General features: G+C 73.9%; 18 protein-coding genes. 7 read left to right on the forward strand and 11 right to left on the reverse strand.

The genetic code is table 11. The features are described 5' to 3' along the window. The first annotated feature begins 4 nt into the window (after window positions 1-4). Window positions 5-454, forward strand: coding sequence for a hypothetical protein (locus tag ACFVSN_RS08685; protein WP_387954163.1), 450 nt, complete (start codon window positions 5-7; stop codon window positions 452-454). A gap of 33 nt (window positions 455-487) precedes the next feature. Here the strand turns inward: ACFVSN_RS08685 and ACFVSN_RS08690 are convergent, their stop codons facing one another. The 9 genes from ACFVSN_RS08690 to ACFVSN_RS08730 all read right to left on the reverse strand — a co-directional run bounded on the left by ACFVSN_RS08690 (window position 488) and on the right by ACFVSN_RS08730 (window position 10499). Next, window positions 488-1378 (reverse strand): DUF4436 family protein, encoded by an 891-nt coding sequence (locus ACFVSN_RS08690; RefSeq protein ID WP_387588467.1) that lies wholly within the window; start codon window positions 1376-1378, stop codon window positions 488-490. After that, the gene (locus tag ACFVSN_RS08695) at window positions 1375-2574 is read right to left on the reverse strand and encodes an agmatine deiminase family protein (RefSeq protein WP_380500674.1); all 1200 of its coding nucleotides are present in this window, start codon (window positions 2572-2574) and stop codon (window positions 1375-1377) included. Before ACFVSN_RS08695 ends, ACFVSN_RS08690 begins: the two co-directional genes overlap by 4 nt. Window positions 2575-2770: 196 nt before the next feature. Then, complete coding sequence (locus tag ACFVSN_RS08700) at window positions 2771-3568, reverse strand: ABC transporter ATP-binding protein (protein ID WP_387954165.1); 798 nt, start codon at window positions 3566-3568, stop codon at window positions 2771-2773. Then, the gene (locus ACFVSN_RS08705) at window positions 3561-4517 is read right to left on the reverse strand and encodes an ABC transporter ATP-binding protein (RefSeq protein ID WP_387954167.1); all 957 of its coding nucleotides are present in this window, start codon (window positions 4515-4517) and stop codon (window positions 3561-3563) included. Before ACFVSN_RS08705 ends, ACFVSN_RS08700 begins: the two co-directional genes overlap by 8 nt. Then, complete coding sequence (locus tag ACFVSN_RS08710; RefSeq protein ID WP_387954169.1) at window positions 4514-5386, reverse strand: ABC transporter permease; 873 nt, start codon at window positions 5384-5386, stop codon at window positions 4514-4516. The genes ACFVSN_RS08705 and ACFVSN_RS08710 overlap by 4 nt, the downstream gene beginning before the upstream one ends. After that, the gene (locus tag ACFVSN_RS08715) at window positions 5383-6396 is read right to left on the reverse strand and encodes an ABC transporter permease (RefSeq protein WP_387954171.1); all 1014 of its coding nucleotides are present in this window, start codon (window positions 6394-6396) and stop codon (window positions 5383-5385) included. Before ACFVSN_RS08715 ends, ACFVSN_RS08710 begins: the two co-directional genes overlap by 4 nt. After that, window positions 6393-8051 carry an ABC transporter substrate-binding protein gene (locus ACFVSN_RS08720; RefSeq protein WP_387954172.1) on the reverse strand — a complete coding sequence of 553 codons (1659 nt, stop codon included), beginning with the start codon at window positions 8049-8051 and terminating at the stop codon, window positions 6393-6395. Before ACFVSN_RS08720 ends, ACFVSN_RS08715 begins: the two co-directional genes overlap by 4 nt. Before the next feature lie 103 nt (window positions 8052-8154). Then, complete coding sequence (locus ACFVSN_RS08725; RefSeq protein ID WP_387954174.1) at window positions 8155-9159, reverse strand: agmatine/peptidylarginine deiminase; 1005 nt, start codon at window positions 9157-9159, stop codon at window positions 8155-8157. Window positions 9160-9302: 143 nt separating this feature from the next. Further along, window positions 9303-10499 carry an agmatine deiminase family protein gene (locus ACFVSN_RS08730; RefSeq protein WP_387954175.1) on the reverse strand — a complete coding sequence of 399 codons (1197 nt, stop codon included), beginning with the start codon at window positions 10497-10499 and terminating at the stop codon, window positions 9303-9305. Window positions 10500-10659: 160 nt separating this feature from the next. Between ACFVSN_RS08730 and ACFVSN_RS08735 the strand changes: the two genes are divergently transcribed. Both ACFVSN_RS08735 and ACFVSN_RS08740 read left to right on the forward strand, forming a co-directional pair. After that, on the forward strand, window positions 10660-11250 hold the full coding sequence (locus tag ACFVSN_RS08735; RefSeq protein ID WP_387954177.1) for a TetR/AcrR family transcriptional regulator: 591 nt from the start codon (window positions 10660-10662) through the stop codon (window positions 11248-11250). A gap of 128 nt (window positions 11251-11378) precedes the next feature. Continuing rightward, the gene (locus ACFVSN_RS08740) at window positions 11379-13103 is read left to right on the forward strand and encodes a protein kinase (protein ID WP_387954178.1); all 1725 of its coding nucleotides are present in this window, start codon (window positions 11379-11381) and stop codon (window positions 13101-13103) included. Between the two features lie 59 nt (window positions 13104-13162). Here ACFVSN_RS08740 and gcvH read toward each other — a convergent pair whose 3' ends face one another. Further along, the gene (gene gcvH, locus ACFVSN_RS08745) at window positions 13163-13543 is read right to left on the reverse strand and encodes a glycine cleavage system protein GcvH (protein ID WP_380437115.1); all 381 of its coding nucleotides are present in this window, start codon (window positions 13541-13543) and stop codon (window positions 13163-13165) included. 288 nt (window positions 13544-13831) lie between these two features. On the opposite strand from gcvH, the gene ACFVSN_RS08750 reads away from it, so the two are divergent. The 3 genes from ACFVSN_RS08750 to ACFVSN_RS08760 all read left to right on the forward strand — a co-directional run bounded on the left by ACFVSN_RS08750 (window position 13832) and on the right by ACFVSN_RS08760 (window position 17513). Continuing rightward, window positions 13832-15028 carry an agmatine/peptidylarginine deiminase gene (locus tag ACFVSN_RS08750; protein ID WP_387954179.1) on the forward strand — a complete coding sequence of 399 codons (1197 nt, stop codon included), beginning with the start codon at window positions 13832-13834 and terminating at the stop codon, window positions 15026-15028. 71 nt (window positions 15029-15099) lie between these two features. Then, a complete protein-coding gene (gene ureA, locus ACFVSN_RS08755) occupies window positions 15100-15813 on the forward strand; it encodes an urease subunit gamma (protein ID WP_387588449.1) in 714 nt (237 codons plus the stop codon). Beyond that, window positions 15810-17513 (forward strand): urease subunit alpha, encoded by a 1704-nt coding sequence (locus ACFVSN_RS08760; RefSeq protein ID WP_387588447.1) that lies wholly within the window; start codon window positions 15810-15812, stop codon window positions 17511-17513. The genes ureA and ACFVSN_RS08760 overlap by 4 nt, the downstream gene beginning before the upstream one ends. Window position 17514: 1 nt before the next feature. Here ACFVSN_RS08760 and ACFVSN_RS08765 read toward each other — a convergent pair whose 3' ends face one another. Then, on the reverse strand, window positions 17515-18231 hold the full coding sequence (locus tag ACFVSN_RS08765; protein WP_387588445.1) for a hypothetical protein: 717 nt from the start codon (window positions 18229-18231) through the stop codon (window positions 17515-17517). A gap of 130 nt (window positions 18232-18361) precedes the next feature. On the opposite strand from ACFVSN_RS08765, the gene ACFVSN_RS08770 reads away from it, so the two are divergent. Then, the gene (locus ACFVSN_RS08770; protein ID WP_387588443.1) at window positions 18362-20044 is read left to right on the forward strand and encodes a serine/threonine-protein kinase; all 1683 of its coding nucleotides are present in this window, start codon (window positions 18362-18364) and stop codon (window positions 20042-20044) included. Window positions 20045-20047 lie beyond the last annotated feature (3 nt).

Below are 20047 nucleotides of genomic sequence, written 5' to 3' on the forward strand. Positions count from 1 at the left end.
ACCGGTGTCCTCCCCCACCGATCGGCGTCCGCGGGCCGGCGCCGCGCACACGTCCGCGCACACGTCCGCGCGCGCGGACGTCGTCCCCGCCGTCCGGCAGGCCCTGGCCGGCGTTCCGGCGGGATCGCTGACCGTCCGGCTGCCCGAGCGGCTGCCGCCGGTCGCCGTCGCCCGGTGCCCGCTGGACGACCTGCTGACGGCGCTGGTGCGGACGGCTCTCGGCCGCACGCCGCCGGGGGTGCGCGTGCTGGTGCGGGCGGACGCCGTCCCCGGCCGGGGCGGCTCGGACGCGGTCCGCGTGACGGTGGCGGACCGGGGGCCGACGGTGGCCGGCGAGGCGAAGCACCGGCTGGTCTCGCGGCTGCCGCCGGCCGACGGCGGCCGGCTCACCTGCGAGGACAACCCCGCCGGCGGCCTGGTCCTCGTCCTCACCCTGCCGGCGGCCCGCCGGTGACGCCGTCGGCGTGCACAGCGCCCGAGCCCGCCCTCACGTCCCGGGGGCGGGCTCGGTGCTCCCGGCCTCCGCGCGCTTGCGGTGCTCGACCCGGGTGCCCGCGACGACGGTGACGGTCAGGCTCGCCGCGATGATCCCCTCGGCCCAGAAGAAGGCGACGTAGTCGATGAGCGAGCCGATCGGCGGAGAGCCGGGGGCGGCGTTGCGCATGCCGATCAGGGCGAAGAGCGTCGCCGCCATCCAGCCGAGCGACGGCCAGACCAGGCCCTGCCCGCCGCGGTAGAGCACCTCGGCCCCGGCCATGACGGCCAGGGCGAGGGCCCACATCGCGGCGATCATGAACCAGGCGAGGATGAAGGTGCTGCGCGCCCGGCTGACCCGGCCCGCCAGCTCGGCCGCCCCGGCACCGAACGGGGTGCTGGTGGGGCGGACGAAGAAGAACGGGTCGGCGTCCACGAACACGACGCCGACGGGCACGGCGCCGGTGCCGTCCGAGGCCGAGAAGGCCAGCGAGAAGTGGTACCGGTCGAACGGGTAGTCGCTCTCCGTGCCGTCGTACAGGTTGGCCTGCACGGGCTGGGGCGGCGCCTCCTCGCCGGGGGTGGCCCGCAGGTCGGTCCTGGTGGTGGAGCGGACGGTGATGTCGATCTGGCGGCTGAAGGCGGACGACTCCGGTCCCTGCGCGAGGCCGCCGTGCGGGACGGGCGAGACGTAGAGGGTGAGTTGGCCGGTGCCCGGGTCGATGTCCTGGGAGGTGACGTCGAGTTCGACCCAGTCGCCAGCGGTGGGCAGGGCGAGTTCGTGGGTCTGCTGACGGGTGTTGCGCTCGTTGAGGTAGAGGGCGATGCCGGCCGAGCACAGGACGGCGAGGATCAGCAGGACGACGGCGAAGCGGTTGCCGCGCAGCCGGGCCGGGAGCCTCACGACGGGGAGGCGCCGGTGGTGGCGGGCTGCTGCTGGGTGGCGCAGTGGATGCCCCCGCCGCCGCCCGCGATGTGGTTGATGGAGATCTGGGTGACCTTGCGCCCCGGGTGGAGCTCGCCGATGATCCGGGCCGCGTTGTCGTCGGCGCTCTGGTCGCCGAAGCGCGGCACGATCACGCCGCCGTTGCACACGTAGTAGTTGATGTAGGTGGCGAGGAAGTTCTTGCCCGCGCCCTGGATCAGGTCGAAGTTGGGCTCGGGGAGTTCGACCACCTTCAGGCTCCGCCCCTTGGCGTCGGTCGAGGATTTGAGCACCTGAAGGGCCTGGTCGGAGGCCGTGCTCCAGATGTCCGGCGGGGTGTCGGCGGCCGGGCGGTGCAGGACGACGGTGCCGGGCTCGGCGAAGCGGGCGAGGGCGTCGACGTGGCAGTCGGTGATGTCCTGGCCCGCGACGCCCTTGAACCACAGCACCTTCTGCACGCCGAGCAGGTCCTTGAAGCTCGCCTCGATCTGGTCGCGGCTCTTGCCGGGGTTGCGGTTGTCGTTGACCCACGAGCTCTCGGTGGCCATCAGGGTGCCCTCGCCGTCCACCTCGATGGCGCCGCCCTCCCCCGTGATCGGGGCCTGGACGCGGGTGATGCCGTAGTGGGCGAGGAGGTTGCGGGCGACCTGGCCGTCGTTGGCGTGCGTCTGCTTGTTCCCCCAGCCGTTGAAGTCGAAGTCGACCCCGGCCAGGCCCTGCGGGCCGGTGACGAAGGTCGGGCCGGTGTCCCGCGCCCACAGGTCGTCGACCATCAGCTCGATCACCTCGACCGAGGAGCCGCACGCCTGCCGGGCCTGGTCGGCCTGGTCGGGGCGGGCCATCAGCACCACCGGCTCGAAGCCCGCGATGGCCCGGGCCAGCCCGGCGATGTCCTGGCGGACGCCCGGGAGCTGGTCGCCCCACACCTCCTCCAGGGCCGGCCAGGCCATGAACGTGCGGGTGTGCGGGCCCGACTCGGCGGGCATCGCCCAGCCGCCCGACGCCGCCGGACCGCTCGCCGCACCGGAGGCCGGGGCGCCCGACGGGCCGCCGGACGGCGCCGGGCCGGACGGTTCGTCCCCGCCGCCGGAGGAGCAGGCGTCGGTGAGGGCCAGTGCGGCGAGCGCCGCCCCCGAGCGCAGGAGCGAGCGACGGGACGGCCGGGGGTGAGCCATGGGGCCTCGTTCGGGTAGGTGCCTGGGGTACCTGGCGTACGGACCAGCACGCTACTGAAGGAACGGTCAGGATCCGGTCCGACAGGCATCCGCCATCCGGGCGAAACGGCCGGTGGCCGCTCCGGCCCGGCGGGATCCGGAGCGGCCACGCTTTCGGCCGGCCCGGCGCCCGGCCCCACGGCGACCGGCGCCCGCCCTACAGCGCCCGGCGGGCGGCGGCGATCCCGTCCGGGTCCCAGCCGGGCCGCGGCACGGACTCCAGCAGGAGCCGGGTGTACGGGTGCCGCGGCCCGTCGAGCACCTCGGTGGTGCGGCCGGCCTCGACGATCCGTCCGTGCCGCATGACGACGACGTCGTCGGTGACGCACCGCACCACGCCGAGGTCGTGGGTGATGAACAGGTAGCCGATGCCGGTCCGTTCGCGGATGTCGGCGAGCAGGTTGAGCACCTGGGCCTGCACCGAGACGTCCAGCGCGGCGACCGCCTCGTCCAGCACCATGACGGCCGGCTCGACCGCCAGCGCCCGTGCGATGGCGACGCGTTGGCGCTGGCCGCCGGAGAGCTGGCGCGGCAGCGCGTCCGCCGCCCTCGTGCCGAGGCCGACCTGGTCGAGCAGTTCCCTGATCCGGGCCGCGTGGTCCGTGCCCGGGAAGTGCAGCCGCAGGGTCTCCCGGAGGACGGCCTCGACGCTGGTGCGGGGATCCAGGGAGAGGTACGGGTCCTGGAAGACCATCTGGACCTCGCGGGCGCGCGCCAGCCGTTCGGCCCTGCCCCGCACGCGGCCGGTCCGGGCCCGGCCGTTCACCAGCACCTGGCCCCCGTCGGCCCGTTCGAGGCCGACGACGATGCGGGCGGTGGTGGTCTTGCCGGAGCCGGACTCGCCGACGATGCCCAGCGATCCGCCGGCCGGGAGGGTGAACGACACGTCGTCGACGGCCTTCACGCTGCCGAAGGTCCGGCACAGGCCGGTGACGTGCAGCACGGGCTCAGGCATCGGTGCGGCTCCTGTCGAGCGGGTGGTGGCAGGCCGCGGACTGCTCGCCGTGCGCCTCGGGCACCTGCTCCCGGCACACGTCGGTCGCGTACCGGCAGCGCGCGGCGAACGCGCAGCCCGTCAACTCCTGCCGCAGGTCCGGCGGTTGGCCGTCGATGGCGGCGAGGCGGCCCGGCGGGGTGTCCAGGCGCGGGGTGGAGGCGAGGAGCGCGGCCGTGTACGGGTGGCGAGGGTGGTCGAACAGGGCCCGGGCGGGCCCGGTCTCGGCGATCCGCCCGGCGTACATGACGTAGACCCGGTCGCTGATCGCGGCGGCCAGCCCGAGGTCGTGGGTGACGAACAGCAGGCCGGTGCCGAAGCGTTCGCGCAGCCGGCCGAGCAGGGCGATGACCTCGGCCTGGCTGGTGACGTCGAGCGCGGTGGTGGGCTCGTCGGCGAGCAGCAGGATCGGGTCGCCCATGAGGGCGGCGGCGATCATGACCCGCTGGAGCATGCCGCCGGAGAGCTGGCCGGGGTGGCGGCGCAGCAGTTCGGGGCCGAGGCCGACGGCGTCGAGGAGCTCGGCGGCCCGGTGCCGCGCGTCCGCCCGGCCCATCGTGCCGGTGAGGGTGACGCTCTCGGTGAGGAAGTCGCCGATGCGCCGCAATGGGTTGATGGCCGCGCGGGGGTCCTGGAAGATCATCGCGGCCGTGCCGGTGCGCAGGGCGCGCAGCCGGGCGGCGTCCATGGTCAGGACGTCCTCGCCGTCGACGAGGACCTCGCCCTCGGCGGCGGCGCCGGGCGGCAGCAGGCCGAGGGCGGTGCGCGAGGTGAGCGTCTTGCCGGAGCCGGACTCGCCGACCAGGGCGACGGTCTCGCCGCGCCCGACGGTGAGGTCGACGCCGTCGAGCACGGGCCGTGCGGTGCCGGGCAGTCGCAGCCGCAGTCCGCGGATGTCGAGGGCGTTCACGGGGTCCTCCGGGCGACCCGGTCGGCCCAGCGCTCGCCGACGACGTTGAAGGCGACGACGGTGAGCACGATGAACGCGCAGGGCAGGACCGCGGAGAGCGGGTAGCCGTGCTGGATCGCGGTCTGGCCGTCGAAGACCATGCGGCCCCAGTCGGGGGTGAGGGCGGGGACGCCGAGTCCGAGGAAGGAGAGGCCGGCGAGGTCCATGAGGGCGTATCCGAAGTTGATGGTGGACTGGGCGAGGACGATCGGCGCGATGTTGGGCAGGACGTGCCGCAGGCAGATCTGCCACGCGGAGTGTCCCTGGACCGTGTACGCGGAGACGTACGGGCGTTCGCGCTCGGCCAGCACCAGTGAGCGGGTGAGGCGGGAGACGTACGGCAGGTAGGCGATCGCGAGGGCGATGACGGGGGCGAGCAGGCCCTCCCCGTAGACCGAGACGATCAGGATCGCGAGCAGCATCCCGGGGAAGGCGAAGACGAGTTCGGTGCTGCGGGACAGGACGGAGTCGAGCCAGCCTCCGCGCCAGCCGGCGACGATGCCGACCGCCACGCCGGCGACGGTGGAGAAGACCACGACGCCGAGCGGGCCGAGCAGCGAGGTGCGGGCGCCGAGCAGGAGCCGGGCGAGGGTGTCGCGGCCGGCGGCGTCGACCCCGAGCAGGTGGTCCGGGGCGGGTCCGGCGAGGGCGGCGGACAGGTCGACGGCGTTCGGGTCGTACGGCGCGAGCCACGGCGCGAGCAGCGCGGCGAGCACCACGAGGACGGCGAAGCCGAGGCACACCGCGTACAGCGGCGCGCGGGCGGCCTTGACCCGGCCGAGGCCGGGGCGGCGGGTGAGGCCAGACCGTTGGGTGAGACCGGTACTCATGCGTCGGACCTCCTCGAACCGAGCGTGACCCGGGGATCGACCAGCGGGTGGAGCAGGTCGACGACCAGGTTCACGGCCATGAACAGGGCGACGATGATCAGCGAGATGGCCTGGACGGTCGGGAAGTCCTTGGTGGTGGTGGACAGTTCGAGGAGCTGCCCGATGCCGCCGATGCTGAACGCGGACTCCACGAGGATCGTGCAGACCAGCAGGGTGGAGACGATCAGCCCGCCGGTGGTCAGCACGGTGCCGAGCGAGTTGCGGAACACGTGCCGGCGGACCACCTCGCGCTCGGGCACGCCGCGGCTGCGGGCCACGGTGACGTGCTCGCCCTCCAGGGCGTCCAGCATCGCCGAGCGCGTGACCCGGGCGAGCATGCCGATGAGGTACAGCGCGAGGGCGATCGCGGGCAGTGTGAGGTGCCAGAGCATGTCGCCGATGCCGTCCCCCGCGCCGCTGGTGGGGAACCAGCCCAGCTTCACCGCGAACAGGCCCTGCAGCAGGACCGCCGCGACGAAGGACGGCGTGCCGACGGCGAGCGTGGTGGACACCAGGATCGCGGAGTCCGTCGCGCCGCCGCGCACCGCGCCGGCCCAGCCGAGCGCCACGCCGATGACGGCGACCACCAGCAGGGCCATCGCGACCAGCAGCAGCGTCGCGGGCAGCCGGTCGGCGAGCAGCTTCGACACGTCCGTGCGGTAGGTGATGGAGCGCCCGAAGTCGCCCTGGAGCACCTGGCCGAGCCAGCGGAAGTACCGCACCAGGAAGGGGTCGTCGAGGTGGTACTGCTCGTTGATCGCCTGGAGCGCGGCCGGCGAGGCGGACCGGCCCGACAGGAGGAAGCTGGCCGGGCTGCCCGGCGCCAGGTACATCGCGCCGAAGACCACGAAGGAGGCGCCGAGCAGGGTGAGGGCCATCTCCACCAGCCGCCGGGCGGCGAACCTGAGGAAGGCCGCCGCACCGGGGAGTCGTGCTGTGCCGGAGGAGCTCTCCGAGCGGGAAGGGGTCACTGGGCGGCCCCCACGTCGGCCGCCCACGGGTAGTACATGTACGAGATCGTGGTCGGGGCGCCGGTGATCCGCTTGTTGAGGAAGACGGCGGTCGGCCACTCGGCGACCGGGATCCACAGGAGCTGCTCGGAGGCCGTCTTCTGGAGCTGCGCCTCGATCGCGGCGCGCTTGGCCGGGTCGTACTCGGCCGTGGCGCGGTCGACCAGGTCGTCGTAGGCCTTGTCGCCGTAGCCGGCGAAGTTCTGGTACGCGCCGGTCTTGAAGTTGGTGAGCAGGTCGAGCGGGTCGGTGATCGAGTCGTAGTACGTCTCGGGGAACATGTCGATGCCCTCGCGGGCCTTCGGGTCGGTGAACAGCGCGGTGAAGGCGTTCGGGGCGATCGTCTTCAGCTGGATGTCCAGGCCGATCCGCGCGCCGGCGGCCTGGACGGCGGTGGCGAGCAGGGAGACGTCCTGGCCGATCGTGCTGGTGGCCATGACGAGCGTCTTGCCGTTCGCACCCGCCTCCTTGACCAGGGACTTGGCCTGCTCGATGTCCTGGGCGGTGGGCGTGAGACCCTCGAAGGCCGCCTTGCGGACGTCGTCCGGGGCCGTGGCCCACGCCGCCCTGGTGGTGAGCGAGCCGGTGACGCTGCCGGAGCCGCCGAGGCCGGTGCGGACGAAGCCGCCGCGGTCGAGCGCGAGGGACAGCGCCTTGCGCACGCGGACGTCGCCGAGGGCGCCCTGCATGCTCGTGACGTTGACGTTGACGGTGCTCAGGCCCTCGCCGAAGTACAGCGTGCCGGCGCCGCTCTTCTTCAGGCGGTCGTAGCTCTCGGTGGGGATCAGGTAGCCGCCGTCGACGTCGCCGCTGAGCATCGCGTTGGTGCGGGCGGAGGGGTCGGTGAGGAAGCTGAACACCACCTTCCCGGACTTCGCCTTCGTGCCCCAGTAGCCGTCGAAGCGCTGGAGCTCGATCGACTGCCCCTTGGCCCAGGTGCCCATCGTGAACGGGCCGGTGCAGTCCAGGCTGCCGGTGGTGCCGTAGTCCTTGCCCGCCGCCTCCACGCCCGCCTTGGCCGCGACGACGCCCGCCGCCGTCGCCATGTACTGGGGGAACTGGGAGTCCGGCTGCTTGAGCTTGACGGTGACCTGGAGCGGCCCGGTCTTCGTGACGGAGTCGACGTTCTGGAACACCTGCGCCCACGCCGACGCGTTGTCCGGGTTCGTCTGGCGGCCCAGGCTGTAGACGACGTCGTCGACGGTCATCACCGTGCCGTCGTGGAAGTGCACGCCGGAGCGCAGGTCGTAGACCCACGTGGTGGGGTCGGGGTTGGACGCCTTCTCCGCCAGGCCGGGGGCCAGGGTGAGCTGGGGCGTCCAGCGCATCAGGCTCTCGCAGACGTTCGCGAGGATCGTGTTCTGCGGGTAGTCGAAGGCCTGGACGTAGTCCAGCGTGGGCGGCTCGGCGTAGGTCGCCCAGGTGAAGGACTGGATCTCGCCCTTGGCCGGCGGGGTGGAGGCGGACAGCTGGAAGCCCGCCTGGTCGGAGGTGCCGCCGCGGGGCGGGCCGGAGCACGCGGCGACGAGGGCCGCGGCCGAGAGCAGGGCGGTGCCGGCGAGGGCGAGCCGGCCGCGCGGGGTGGCGCCGGCTCGTCTCGCGGGTGTGGGGGTCATGAGGGTTCTACGTCCGTTCGGTCCGGGGAGAGGGATGCGGTCCGTGGGATCCGGGAAGGGTACGCGGTGTCCGGATGTACCGGTCAAGCGCGGGATGCACCGGTCAGGCGCGGGCGGCCGGCACCTGCTGCGTGATGCAGTGGATGCCGCCGCCGCCCCACGCGATCACCCGCGAGCGGACGCCGACGACCTTGCGGCCCGGGTGCGCCGCGGCGAGGACGGCGAGCGCGCCCTCGTCCTCGGGGTGGCCGGCGACCGGCACGACGACGGCGCCGTTGGCCAGGTAGTAGTTGAGGTAGCCGACCTCGACCTCCCGGCCGTCGACCTCGACGAACGCGGCCTGCGGGACGTCGACGATCTCGAAGGGCCGGCCCTGCGCGTCGGTCGAGTGCTCCAGCACGGCGCGGTTGGCGCGCATCCGGGCGTAATCGGGGTGCTCCGGGTCGGCCGGGAGCTGCACGACCACCCGGCCGGGGGCGGCGAACGCGCAGACGCCGTCCACGTGCCCGTCGGTCTCGGTGTCCAGCAGGCCGCCGTACGGCAGCCAGATCACCTTGGTGACGCCGAGGCGCGCCTTGAGCTCCGCCTCGATCGCCTCGCGGCTCATGCCGGGGTTGCGGTTGGGGTGCAGCAGGCACTGCTCGGTGGTGATGAGCGTGCCCTCGCCGTCGACGGTGATCGCGCCGCCTTCGAGGATCATCTCGGAGCGGACCGCGGGGACGCCGAGGTGCTCCAGCAGCAGGCCGCTGACCCGGTCGTCCGCGTCCCAGGGGTGGTGCTTGCGCCCCCAGGCGTTGAAGCGGAAGTCCACGCCGGCGCGGCGGCCCTCGGCGTCGAGGACGAAGATCGGGGCCGAGTCGCGGAACCACGAGTCGTCCATGGGCAGTTCGACGACGGTGACGCCCTCGCCGCACATCGCGCGCGCCTCGTCGCCGTGGCCGGGCGGGGCCGCCATCGTCACCGGCTCGAACTGCGCGATGGTGCGGGCGACTTCGGCGTACTCGCGCTTCACCTCGGCGAGCGTGTCACCCCAGAGGTCGAGGCGCACGGGCCAGGCCATCAGGCAGCCCTCGTGGTCGGTCCACTCGGCGGGCATTCGGTACGTCACGGGGAACCTCGTTCCGGTCGGATGGCTGGGGGTGGTGGGAATGGCCGGGCATGTTCGGCATGGCCGGGCGTGGTCGGCATGGCCGGGTGGTGGGCCCTGGCGGCCCGCCCTCCGTGGGGTCGTGGGCGGGCCGCCAGGGGGTCTCAGGCCGCGGGCGGCCGGGTGGGCTGCGACTGGGTGGCGCAGTGGATCCCGCCGCCGCCGCCGGCGATGGCGTCGATGTTCAGCTGCACGACGTCGCGGCCGGGGAACGCGGCCTGGAGGATCGCGTAGGCGGTCGCGTCGGCGTAGGAGTCGCCGAACTGGGGCACGAACACGGCCCCGTTGGCGGTGTAGAAGTTGGTGTAGCTGGAGAGGAAGTCCTTCCCGGTGCCGCGGATCAGGCTGCGGTCAGGGCCGGGGAGTTCGGTGACGGTCAGCGCGCGGCCCTGGGCGTCGGTGGCGCTCTGCAGCACCTGCTTGGCCTGCTGGTAGACGTCGATCCAGATCCGGTCCGTACCCGGTCCCGGCTTGTCGAGGATCACCTGGCCGGGCGCGGTGAAGCGGGCCAGGCAGTCGACGTGGTCGTCGGTGATGTCCTGGCCGGCCAGGCCGGCGAGCCAGATCACCTTGTCCAGTCCGAGCGAGGACTTCAGGGCCTGCTCGACCTGGTCCTGGCTCATGCCGGGGTTGCGGTTGGGGTTGACCAGCGAACTGACGGTGGCCAGCAGGGTGCCCTGGCCGTCCGTTTCCAGCGCGCCGCCCTCGCCGACGAAGGGCGCCCGGACGCGGTCGACGCCGTATTCGGCGAGCAGGGCGGCGGCGACGGCGGCGTCCTCCGTCCAGCGCTGGTAGTAGGACGTGCCCGTCTTACCCCATCCGTTGAAATTGGTGTCGATGCCGGCGACGGCCCCGGGCGCGACGACGAAGGTGGGTCCGAAGTCGCGGATCCAGAGGTCGTCGTTGGCGATCTCCACAACGGTGATGGGGTAGTAGGCGCCGCCGCCGAGCCAGTACCGCGCGTCGGCGGCCTGACCGGGACGGGCAACGACCACGACCGGTTCGTAGCGGGAGATCGCGTAGGCGACGCGGGCGATGCTGTCGCGGACGGCCGAGAGCTGGTTTCCCCAGATCGACGACAGGGCCGGCCAGGCCATGAAGGTGCGGTCGTGCCGGTCGGTCTCCGCAGGCATCCGCAGCCTGGGGGTGACGGCGGCGGTGCTGTCGGGGGCGGTACCGGATTCGAAGTCCGCCCCGGCCGCGTGGGCCGCGGCCGGTAGGGCCGCGCCGAGCGCGATGAGGGGCAGGGCCGCCGCGCCGTACTGGAGCAGACGGCGTCTTGAGGGCGTGGGGATGGTCATGCAGCACTCCCTGGAAGAGGTGGGAGGTGTGGGGGTTGCCCCGCATCCTCTACCGCACTGAAAATTCAGTCAACCCTCTGAGCGCACTCGGACCAGGGAACCTGAACAAACGATCAGGATTTCCGGCACGCGGGCCCCGGGGCGGGTAGAGTCACCACTCATGTCGGACCGCCGGACTGGGATACTCGAAGCCGCCACCCGCGTCATCGCCCGGCGCGGCGTACGCGGGCTGCGCATGGGCGAGCTGGCCGCCGAGGCCGGCGTGTCCACCTCGCTGATCTACTACCACTTCACCGACCGGGCCGGTGTCCTCCAGCAGACGCTGGAGTTCATCAGCGACCGCGCCGACCGCTACACCGCGGGCGACGCCGGCGGCCCGGACGCACCGCCGCGCGCCGCGGACCCCCGCACCGATCTGGAGCAGGTCCTCCTCCTGGAGCTCCAGGACACCGTCGACGTGCGGGAGAACAGCATCGCCTGGGGCGAACTGCGGGCCACCGCGGTCTTCGAGCCGGACCTGCGCGAGGAGCTGGCACGCAGCACCCACAGCTGGGTGCACGACGTCGCCGATCTCCTCGCCCGCGCCGACCCGCTCGGCACCGCCCCGGCCCACGCGGCCGCCGCCGAGCGGCTCACCGCCCTCGTCGAGGGGCTCAGCGTGCGCTGGCTGAGCGGCTCGCTGCCGCTCGACCAGGCCCGGCGCCTGCTGCGGGGGGCCGTCGAGGCGGAGCTGGAGCGTTCCGGGCCGTAGCGCGCGTCTTCGGCGAACCCGGATTCGGCCGATCCTGAGGGAACCTCTAAACTCTGCGGCGCCGACCCGCGCTGTCCTTGCCGCCGTCGGGCCGCAGTCCGCCCCGTCCGCCGAGAGAGGCAGCCCGCATGTCCGCTGACCGATCCCCCTTCGCCCTGCCGTCGGCCTTCCAGGAGCTGACCGGCGACGACCCGCGCGAGGTCGGCGGCTACCGGCTGTACGCGCGGCTCGGCGCCGGCGGCATGGGCCGGGTCTACCTCTCGTACACCCCGGGCGGCCGGCCCGTCGCGCTCAAGGTGGTCCGGCCCGAGCTGGCCGAGGACCCGGAGTTCCGGGCCCGGTTCGCCCAGGAGGTCGCCAGCGCGCAGCGCATCCACGGGCTCTACACCGCACAGGTCGTCGACGCGGGCGTGGAGGCCGCCACCCCGTGGCTGGCCACGACGTACGTGCCGGGCCCCTCGCTCCAGCAGGTGGTCCAGCGCTTCGGGCCGCTCCCGGAACGGACCGTCCTGCTGCTCGTGGCCGGCATCGCCGAGGCGCTCCAGGCGATCCACGCCAGCGGCGTCGTCCACCGCGACCTCAAGCCGGGCAACGTCCTGATCGCCCCCGACGGCCCCCGGGTGATCGACTTCGGCATCGCCCGCGCGGCCGACGCCGGCGCCCTCACCGGCACCGGGCTGCGCATCGGCTCGCCCGCCTACATGGCCCCCGAGCAGGCCATGGGCCGCACCGCGACCCCGGCCACCGACGTCCACGCCCTCGGCGCCCTCGCCGTCCACGTGGCCGGCGGCACCCCGCCCTTCGGCGACGGCCCCGACCTCGCCGCGCTGTATCGGACGGTCCACGAGGAACCCGACCTCGGCCGCGTTCCGCCGGGCCTGCGCGAGTTGCTCGGACGCTGCCTCGCCAAGCGGCCCGAGGACCGGCCGACCACCGCCGAGGTGATCGCCGCCGCGCGCAGCCACCCGGCCGTGGGCGGGCACCTCACCTTCGGCGAGGACTGGCTGCCGCACCCGGTCGCCGGGCAGATCACCCGCCACGCCGATCTGCCCCGGGTGCCAGCGGAGGCGCCGACGGCCCTGGTGCCGCGCGCGGGCGTGCACGCGGCCGAGACGGTGCGGGGGCCGGCGACGCCGCCGAACCCCACGGCCGTCGCGATGCCCGTGCCCTCGCCCGCGCCCGCACCCGCCCCCGCTCCTGTCGTCACCCTCGAGTCGAGAGGCAGGGCCAGGGCCAAGGGCGGCCGCAAACGCGCGCTCGGACGGACGGCGCTCACGGCCACGGTGGCCCTGGCCGTCGGCGCCGCCGGGATGCTGTACCTGCTCGACATCCCCGACACGGAGGCGGCACCGGCCGAGCCGCCGGTGGCGGGCGCGCCGTCCACCCCGCCCGCGCCGCTGCCTTCGGTGGCCCCGACCTCCGTCGCCCCGACCCCGGCCCCGACGGGCGCGGCGTCCAGCACCTCGGCCGCACCCACCGGTTACACCGCCGCCTACCGCGGCGTCGAGCTGACCTCGGCGGACTCCGGCTACGAGTTCGACCTCGCCACCGGCACCGTCGTCCCGACCGACAGCGCGACCTGGTACGTCGCCCGCAGCGCCGGCGAGTTCCTCTACCCCGACACCGCCGACTCCTACATCGGGCGGGACTCCGGCCTCGGCCTCGCCGAGTGCCTCAAGGGCCTCGGCAGCCGCCCCGCCGCCCGCGTCCCCTTCGGCACCCTCGGCCCGCGCGGCGCCTTCTGCCTGCGCTCCGCCGACGGCCAGGACCTCGCCATCGTCCGCGTCCTGTCCACGGCGGGCCCGGACGGCCCGGTCACCGTCTCCCTCGACCGCTACCGCCGCACCGGCTGAGCGACGGCCCGACCGGCCGAGGCGGTTGCCGAGCCGTCACCCGCGCCGGTGCCGGAGCGCTAGCCGACCAGCTTCGCGTACGCGGCGGCGTCGAGGAGGCCGTTGGTGGTGGCGTCCTTCGCCAGCTTGATCCTGAACAGCCAGACGTCGTACGGGTCGGCGTTCACCTCCTCGGGAGTGTCGACGGCATCGGCGTTCACCGCGACGACCTCACCGCTCACCGGGCTGTAGAAGTCCGAGGCGGCCTTGACCGACTCCACGACGCCGATGGCGTCACCCGCCTTGACCTGCTTGCCCACCGGAGGCATCTCCAGGAACACGATGTCCCCGAGCGTCGACTGGGCGTGGTCGGTGATGCCGATCGTCAACGTTCCGTCGGCTTCCGTACGCACCCACTCGTGCTCGTCGGTGTACTTGAGCTCCGCGGGGACGTTGGACATGGCAAGCAACTCCTCTGATACGCAGTGTGATCGACCGGTGGCAGGATGCCACGTCGGCGGTGTGCGCGCGACGACTTCCGGGGAAACCACACCCGAAAGTCGGCCGCGCCCGCACAACCGACGTTTCGGCCGGCAGACGTCGGCCTCCCGTGCACGCCCCACGAGCAGGCTTGACTGATTTTTCAGTCAGTGCGAGAGTTCGAGCCAGGCGAGGTCGAGAAGCCGCCCCAGCGAGCCGTTTCCCCCGCCGAAGCCGATTCGCCGCCCAGAGCCCCACCGGAGTACACCGTGTCCTTCTCCCCCCTCGCGCGCCGCACGGTGCTGCGCTCCCTCGCCGGCGCGGGTCTGCTCGCCCTCGGCGCCACCGCCTGCGCCTCCACGGGCGACCCGGACGAGCCCGCCGCCCCGTCCTCCGGGGCCGCCGACCAGCCGACCGGCGCGGCTCCCGTCGAGCCGTCGCCCACCGCCCCGGCCGCCGCGCGCGGGCGCCGGCTCGGCGGCGAGTGGGAGAAGCACGAGCGGACGTTCATGGCCTGGCCCGCCTCCGAGAACGTGTGGGGCGAGCAGCTCGGGGGCGTCCGCAAGGACATCGCCGAGGTGGCCAACGCGATCGCCGAGCGCGAGCCGCTGGTCCTGCTCGTGCGCCCCGGCCAGGAGTCCTCCGCCCGCAAGGCCTGCGGGTCGGCCGTCGAACTGCTCTCCGCCCCCGTCGACGACCTGTGGGCCCGCGACACCGTGCCCGTGTTCGTCGAGGAGGGCGGAAAGGTCAAGGGCATCGACTTCAACTTCAGCGGCTGGGGCGGCAAGCAGGAGCACACCAACGACGCCCGCCTCGCCCGCGCGGTGCTCGACAGGTACGGCATCGAGCGGATCGAGACCCCGATCACCGCCGAGGGCGGCTCCTTCGAGAGCGACGGCCAGGGCACCCTGCTGATCACCGAGAGCTCCGTCGTCAACGACAACCGCAACCCCGGCCGCACCCGCGACCAGGTCGAGGCCGAGCTCAAGCAGGCCCTCGGCATCACCAAGGTGATCTGGCTGGCCGGCGTCAAGGGCAAGGACATCACCGACGCCCACGTCGACTGCCTCGCCCGCTTCGCCGCACCCGGCGTCGTGTTCCTCGACCGGGCCTTCCCCGGCACCCCGCCGGACGTGTGGTCCCGCGCGGCGGACCAGGCGCGTTCCGTCCTCGCCGACGCCACCGACGCCACCGGGAAGAAGCTCAAGGTCATCGAGATCAGCCAGCCCAACCCGGACAGGATCACCGGGCGCGGCGACGCCTTCGTCTCGTCGTACATGAACTTCTACATCGGCGACAAGGGCGTCTACCTGCCGCTCTTCGGCGACCCCAAGGCCGACGACCACGCCCAGGACGTGTTCCGGGACCACTTCCCCGGCCGCGAGATCGTCCCGCTCCAGATCGACACCATCGCCTCCGGGGGCGGCGGCATCCACTGCTCCACCCACGACCAGCCCGCCGGCTGAACCCGGCGCCCCGCCCCCGGCGTAGCCCGGCGCCCCACCCCCACCCACGTGCCCGAGGAGAACGACCCACCGTGCGGCTGACCCCCACCGAACGCGACCGGCTGCTGATCTTCACGGCCGCCGAGCTCGCCCGCGCCCGCCGCGCCCGCGGCCTGCGGCTCAACGTCCCCGAGGCCACCGCGCTCATCGCCGACACCGTCTGCGAGGCGGCCCGGGACGGCCTGCGGCTCGCCGAGGCCGTCGCGCGCGGGCGCTCCGTCCTCGGCCCGGAGGACGTCCTGCCCGGCGTGCCCGACCTCGTCACCGAGATCCACGTCGAGGCGGTGTTCGACGACGGCACCCGGCTGGCCGTCGTCGCCGACCCGTTCGACGGCGCCACCCTCGCCGACGCCGCGCCCGGCGCCGTGCTCCCCGCCGGCGACGCCCCCGGCGACCCCGAGCCGGTGTGCACGGTCTCCGTGCGCAACACCGCCGACGTGCCGGTCTCGGTCACCTCGCACTTCCACTTCTTCGAGGCCAACCCGCGCCTCGACTTCGACCGGGCCGCCGCGTACGGCATGCACCTGGCCGTCCCGGCCGGGTCGTCGCTCCGGTTCGACCCGGGCGCGGTCGTCGAGGCCGGCCTGGTGCCGATCGGCGGCGAGCGCGTCGCGATCGGGTTCGCGGGGCTCGTCGACGGACCGCTCGACTCGCCCCGGGTCCGGCGGGAGGCCCTGCGCCGGGCCGCCGAGCAGGGCTACCTCGGGGTCACCGAGGCCACGGACGACCAGGAGAACGCGCGATGAGCATCGAACCGTCCGAGTACGCCGCCGTGCACGGCCCCCGCGCCGGGGACCGGGTGCGGCTCGGCGACAGCGGCCTCGTCGTCCGGGTGGAGTCGGACTCCCAGCGGCCGGGCGACGAGTTCCTCGTCGGCTTCGGCAAGACCGGGCGCGACGGACTGCACCTCAAGGCCGCAGCCGTCCGCGACACCTGCGACGTCGTCATCAGCAACGTCCTCGTCATCGACGCGGTCCAGGGCATCCGCAAGACCTCGATCGGCATCCGGGAGGGCCGGATCGCCTCGATCGGCCGCGCCGGCAACCCCGACACGCTCGACGGCGTGGACGTCGTGGTCGGCACCGGCACGACGATCGTCTCCGGCGAGGGCCTGATCGCCACCGCCGGGGCGGTCGACACCCACGTGCACCTCATGTCCCCGCGGATCATGGAGGCTTCCCTCGCCTCCGGCGTCACCACGATCATCGGCCAGGAGATCGGGCCGGCGTGGGGCGTCGGGGTCAACTCCCCGTGGGCGCTGCGGCACGCCTTCAACGCCTTCGACGCGTGGCCGGTCAACATCGGTTTCCTGGCGCGGGGTTCGTCCTCCCACCCGGCACCGCTCGTGGAGGCGCTGACCGAGGGCGGCGCGTGCGGGTTCAAGGTGCACGAGGACATGGGCGCGCACACCCGCGCGCTCGATACCGCGCTGCGTGTCGCGGAGGTCCATGACGTCCAAGTGGCGCTGCACACCGATGGTTTGAACGAGTGCCTGTCCGTCGAGGACACCCTCAGCGTACTGGAGGGCCGCACCATCCACGCCTTCCACATCGAGGGCTGCGGCGGCGGGCACGTCCCCAACGTCCTCAAGATGGCCGGCGTGCCGAACGTCATCGGCTCCTCCACCAACCCGACGCTCCCCTTCGGACGGGACGCGATCGCCGAGCACTACGGCATGATCGTCTCCGTCCACGCCCTCAAGACCGACCTCCCCGGCGACGCCGCCATGGCCCGCGACCGCATCCGCGCCGGCACCATGGGCGCCGAGGACGTCCTGCACGACCTCGGGGCCATCGGCATCACCTCCTCCGACGCCCAGGGCATGGGCCGCGCCGGCGAGACCGTCCGGCGCACCTTCGCCGTCGCGGGGAAGATGAAGGCCGAGCTCGGCCCGATGGCCGGCGACGGCCCGGACGACGACAACGCCCGCGTGCTGCGCTACGTCGCGAAGCTCACCATCAACCCGGCCATCGCGCACGGGCTTTCGCACGAGGTCGGCTCGATCGAGGTGGGCAAGCTCGCCGACATCGTGCTGTGGCAGCCGGCGTTCTTCGGCGCGAAGCCGCAGATGGTGCTAAAGGCCGGCTTCCCCGCCTACGGCGTCACCGGCGACCCCAACGCCGCCACCGAGACCTGCCAACCCCTCGTCCTGGGCCCCCTGTTCGGCGCCCACGGCGCCACCCCGGCCGACCTCTCCGTCGCCTTCACCAGCCAGGCCGCCGCCGAATCCGGCACCTTCGACCGCCCCCACGACACCATGACCACCCGCCGCCGCCGGGTCGGAGTCCGCGGCACCCGGGGCATCGGACCGGCCGACCTCATCCACAACACCCGCCTGGGCGCCGTCGATGTCCACCCCCACACGGGCCTGGTCACCCTCGACGGCACCCCTCTCCACTCCAACCCGGCCGAGGAGGTGCCGCTGAGCCGCCTCTACTTCCTCTGAGTCAGCGCATGCACGAGTCAACCACCTGACGTAGCAGCACGGTTGAGGACGAGCCGACGGCGTACCAGGTGTTCTCCGTCTCGTCCTCCACCGAGGTCCAGGCGGCCACGACCGGCAGTTCGCAGTGGTCGCCGGCCTCCAGCGGGGGGAGGGTCCAGGTCATGCCGTGGTGGTCGGCGAAGTCGACGCCCCACGTGGTGCAGGAGTTCCGGTAGACCTCGCCGATCAGACCCGCCCAGCGGCGGGGCGCCGCGGCCGTCGTGGCCGCGGCGTGGCAGATCCCCTCCTCGTCGGGGCCGCCGAGGGTGAGGCGGGTCGTGTCGTGCTCCACCGTGACCGCGGCCAGGCCCTGTCCGCCGTCCCAGCCGGCGTCGGCGCCGTCCGGCAGCCGCGCGGGCAGTCCCGCCGAGAACGTCACCCTTCCCGGCGGCGACCCGGCGTCGATCCGCCACACCGCCGCGAGGCAGTCGGTCAGCGGGCCCCACACCTCGGGGTCCAGCTCGGGGTCGTACGGGGTCAGCAGCAGTTCGACGCGCGCCGCGTGGTGCCTCCAGCGCGCGACCGTCCTCCCGCCCGGCAGGGCGAACAGCTCGTCGGGCAGCGGCGGGAGTGCGGTGTCCCCGATCGTCGTCGTGAAGGCCACCGCGCCGAAGGGTGTGTCCATGACGGGCCTGGCGGCGGCCCGCACGCGTGTGCGCGGGACGGTGGGGAGCAGCATCGGCCCAGCGTACCGGCAGGTCCGGGAGGCGCACCCGCCGTGGTCGCCGATCTGTGACAACAACCCTGCCACACCCGGATATTGGGACCGGTACCGTGTGCCTCCGGGCGGGCCGAGGGGAGCGTGGCGCATGCAGTCGCTGGAGGATGACGATCCGCGGCGGGTGGGCGAGTACCGGCTGCTGGGCCGGCTCGGCGCGGGCGGGATGGGGCGGGTGTACCTCGGGCGGTCGGCGCGGGGGCGGACGGTGGCCGTCAAGGTGGTGCGCCCGGAACTGGCCGGGGACCGGGAGTTCCGGGCGCGGTTCCGGCGGGAGGTGGACGCCGCCCGGCGGGTCGGCGGGGAGTGGACGGCACCGGTGCTGGACGCGGACACCGAGGGCGACCGGCCCTGGGTGGCCACCGGGTACGTCGCCGGACCGTCCCTGAGCGCCGCCGTGCGGCAGTTCGGGCCGCTGCCCGGGGCGTCGGTGCGGGCGCTCGGCGCCCGGCTCGCGGAGGCGCTCGCCCACGTGCACGCGCTCGGGCTGGTGCACCGGGACGTCAAACCGTCCAACGTGCTGCTCGCCCCGGACGGCCCGCGCCTGATCGACTTCGGCATCACCCGCGCCCTGGACGCCAACACGAGTCTCACCAGGCCCGGTTACACGGTCGGTTCGCCCGGCTTCATGTCGCCGGAGCAGACCCGGGGGAGCAAGGTCGGGCCGGCGAGTGACGTGTTCTCGCTCGGCGCCGTGCTCGCGTACGCGGCGACGGGTGTGCTCCCGTACGGGGAGGGAGTGGCCCCGGCGGTACTCTTCCGCGCGGTGTACGAGCAGCCCGATCTCCTGCTGGTGGAGGAGACGCTGCGCCGGAACCTCCTCGGCTGCCTCGCCAAGGACCCGGCCGCGCGCCCGTCGCCACAGCTGCTGCGCGCCTGGCTGGACGACGACCGCGAGGCCACCAGGGACCTGGCGACGGGGAGCTGGCTGCCGGCGCCGGTGGCCGCCGCGATCGGACGGGCGGCCGCCCGGCTGCTCGACCTGGAGGCGGACGGGACCGGGACGACCCACGCCGTGCCGCCCCGGCCGACGTCGGCACCGCCCCGCCCGGAGCCGGCGCCCCGCCCGACGCCCACACCGCGCAGGCCGACGGTGCCGCCACCGGGCCCCGCCCCGACCGTGCCCCGCCGCCACCCCACCGCCCCGACGCGCCCCGCCCCCACGAGACCCGCCCCCACGAGACACTGGCGGCACCTCCCGCCCCAGCCCATCCCGGTCTACGGCCCGCCGCGGTACCGGCCCCCGCACCGGCGGCGCGGGTGGCTGGTCCTGGTGCTCGTCGTGCTGGTCGTGCTGCTGATCGCCGCCGCGGGGTACGCGCTGACGCACCGGGAGGCGCAGACGTCCACTTCCGGATCCGCGCCGGTCACCAGCGCGACGGCGCCCGGGGTGCCCGGCGGCGGCGCCGGACGGAACGTCGTGCCGGCCGCCTACCTCGGGACCTGGAGCGGTCAGGCCCTCTACTCGAACAACACTCCGGCCGGCGTCGTCACCCTCACCGTCGGCACGGGCGGCATCGGCGACCAGAGCACGGGATCGCGCCTCGACAACGGAGCCATCCGCTGCGAGGCCGTGTGGACGCTCGTCGAGGTCTCGTCGATCTCGTTGACCTACACCTCGCGGCTGGTGCGGGGCACGCCCGGCGGCGCGTGCACGGGCGGCGACGCGACCGACCGCCGCACGCTCGTCATCGAGCGGGACGGCACGATCCACTACGGAGTCAGCCGGGCGGGCGTCGTGACCCAGATCGCGCTGCTGCGGAAGACCGGCTGACCC

The organism is Kitasatospora sp. NPDC057904, assembly GCF_042887925.1.
GTDB lineage: Bacteria > Actinomycetota > Actinomycetes > Streptomycetales > Streptomycetaceae > Kitasatospora.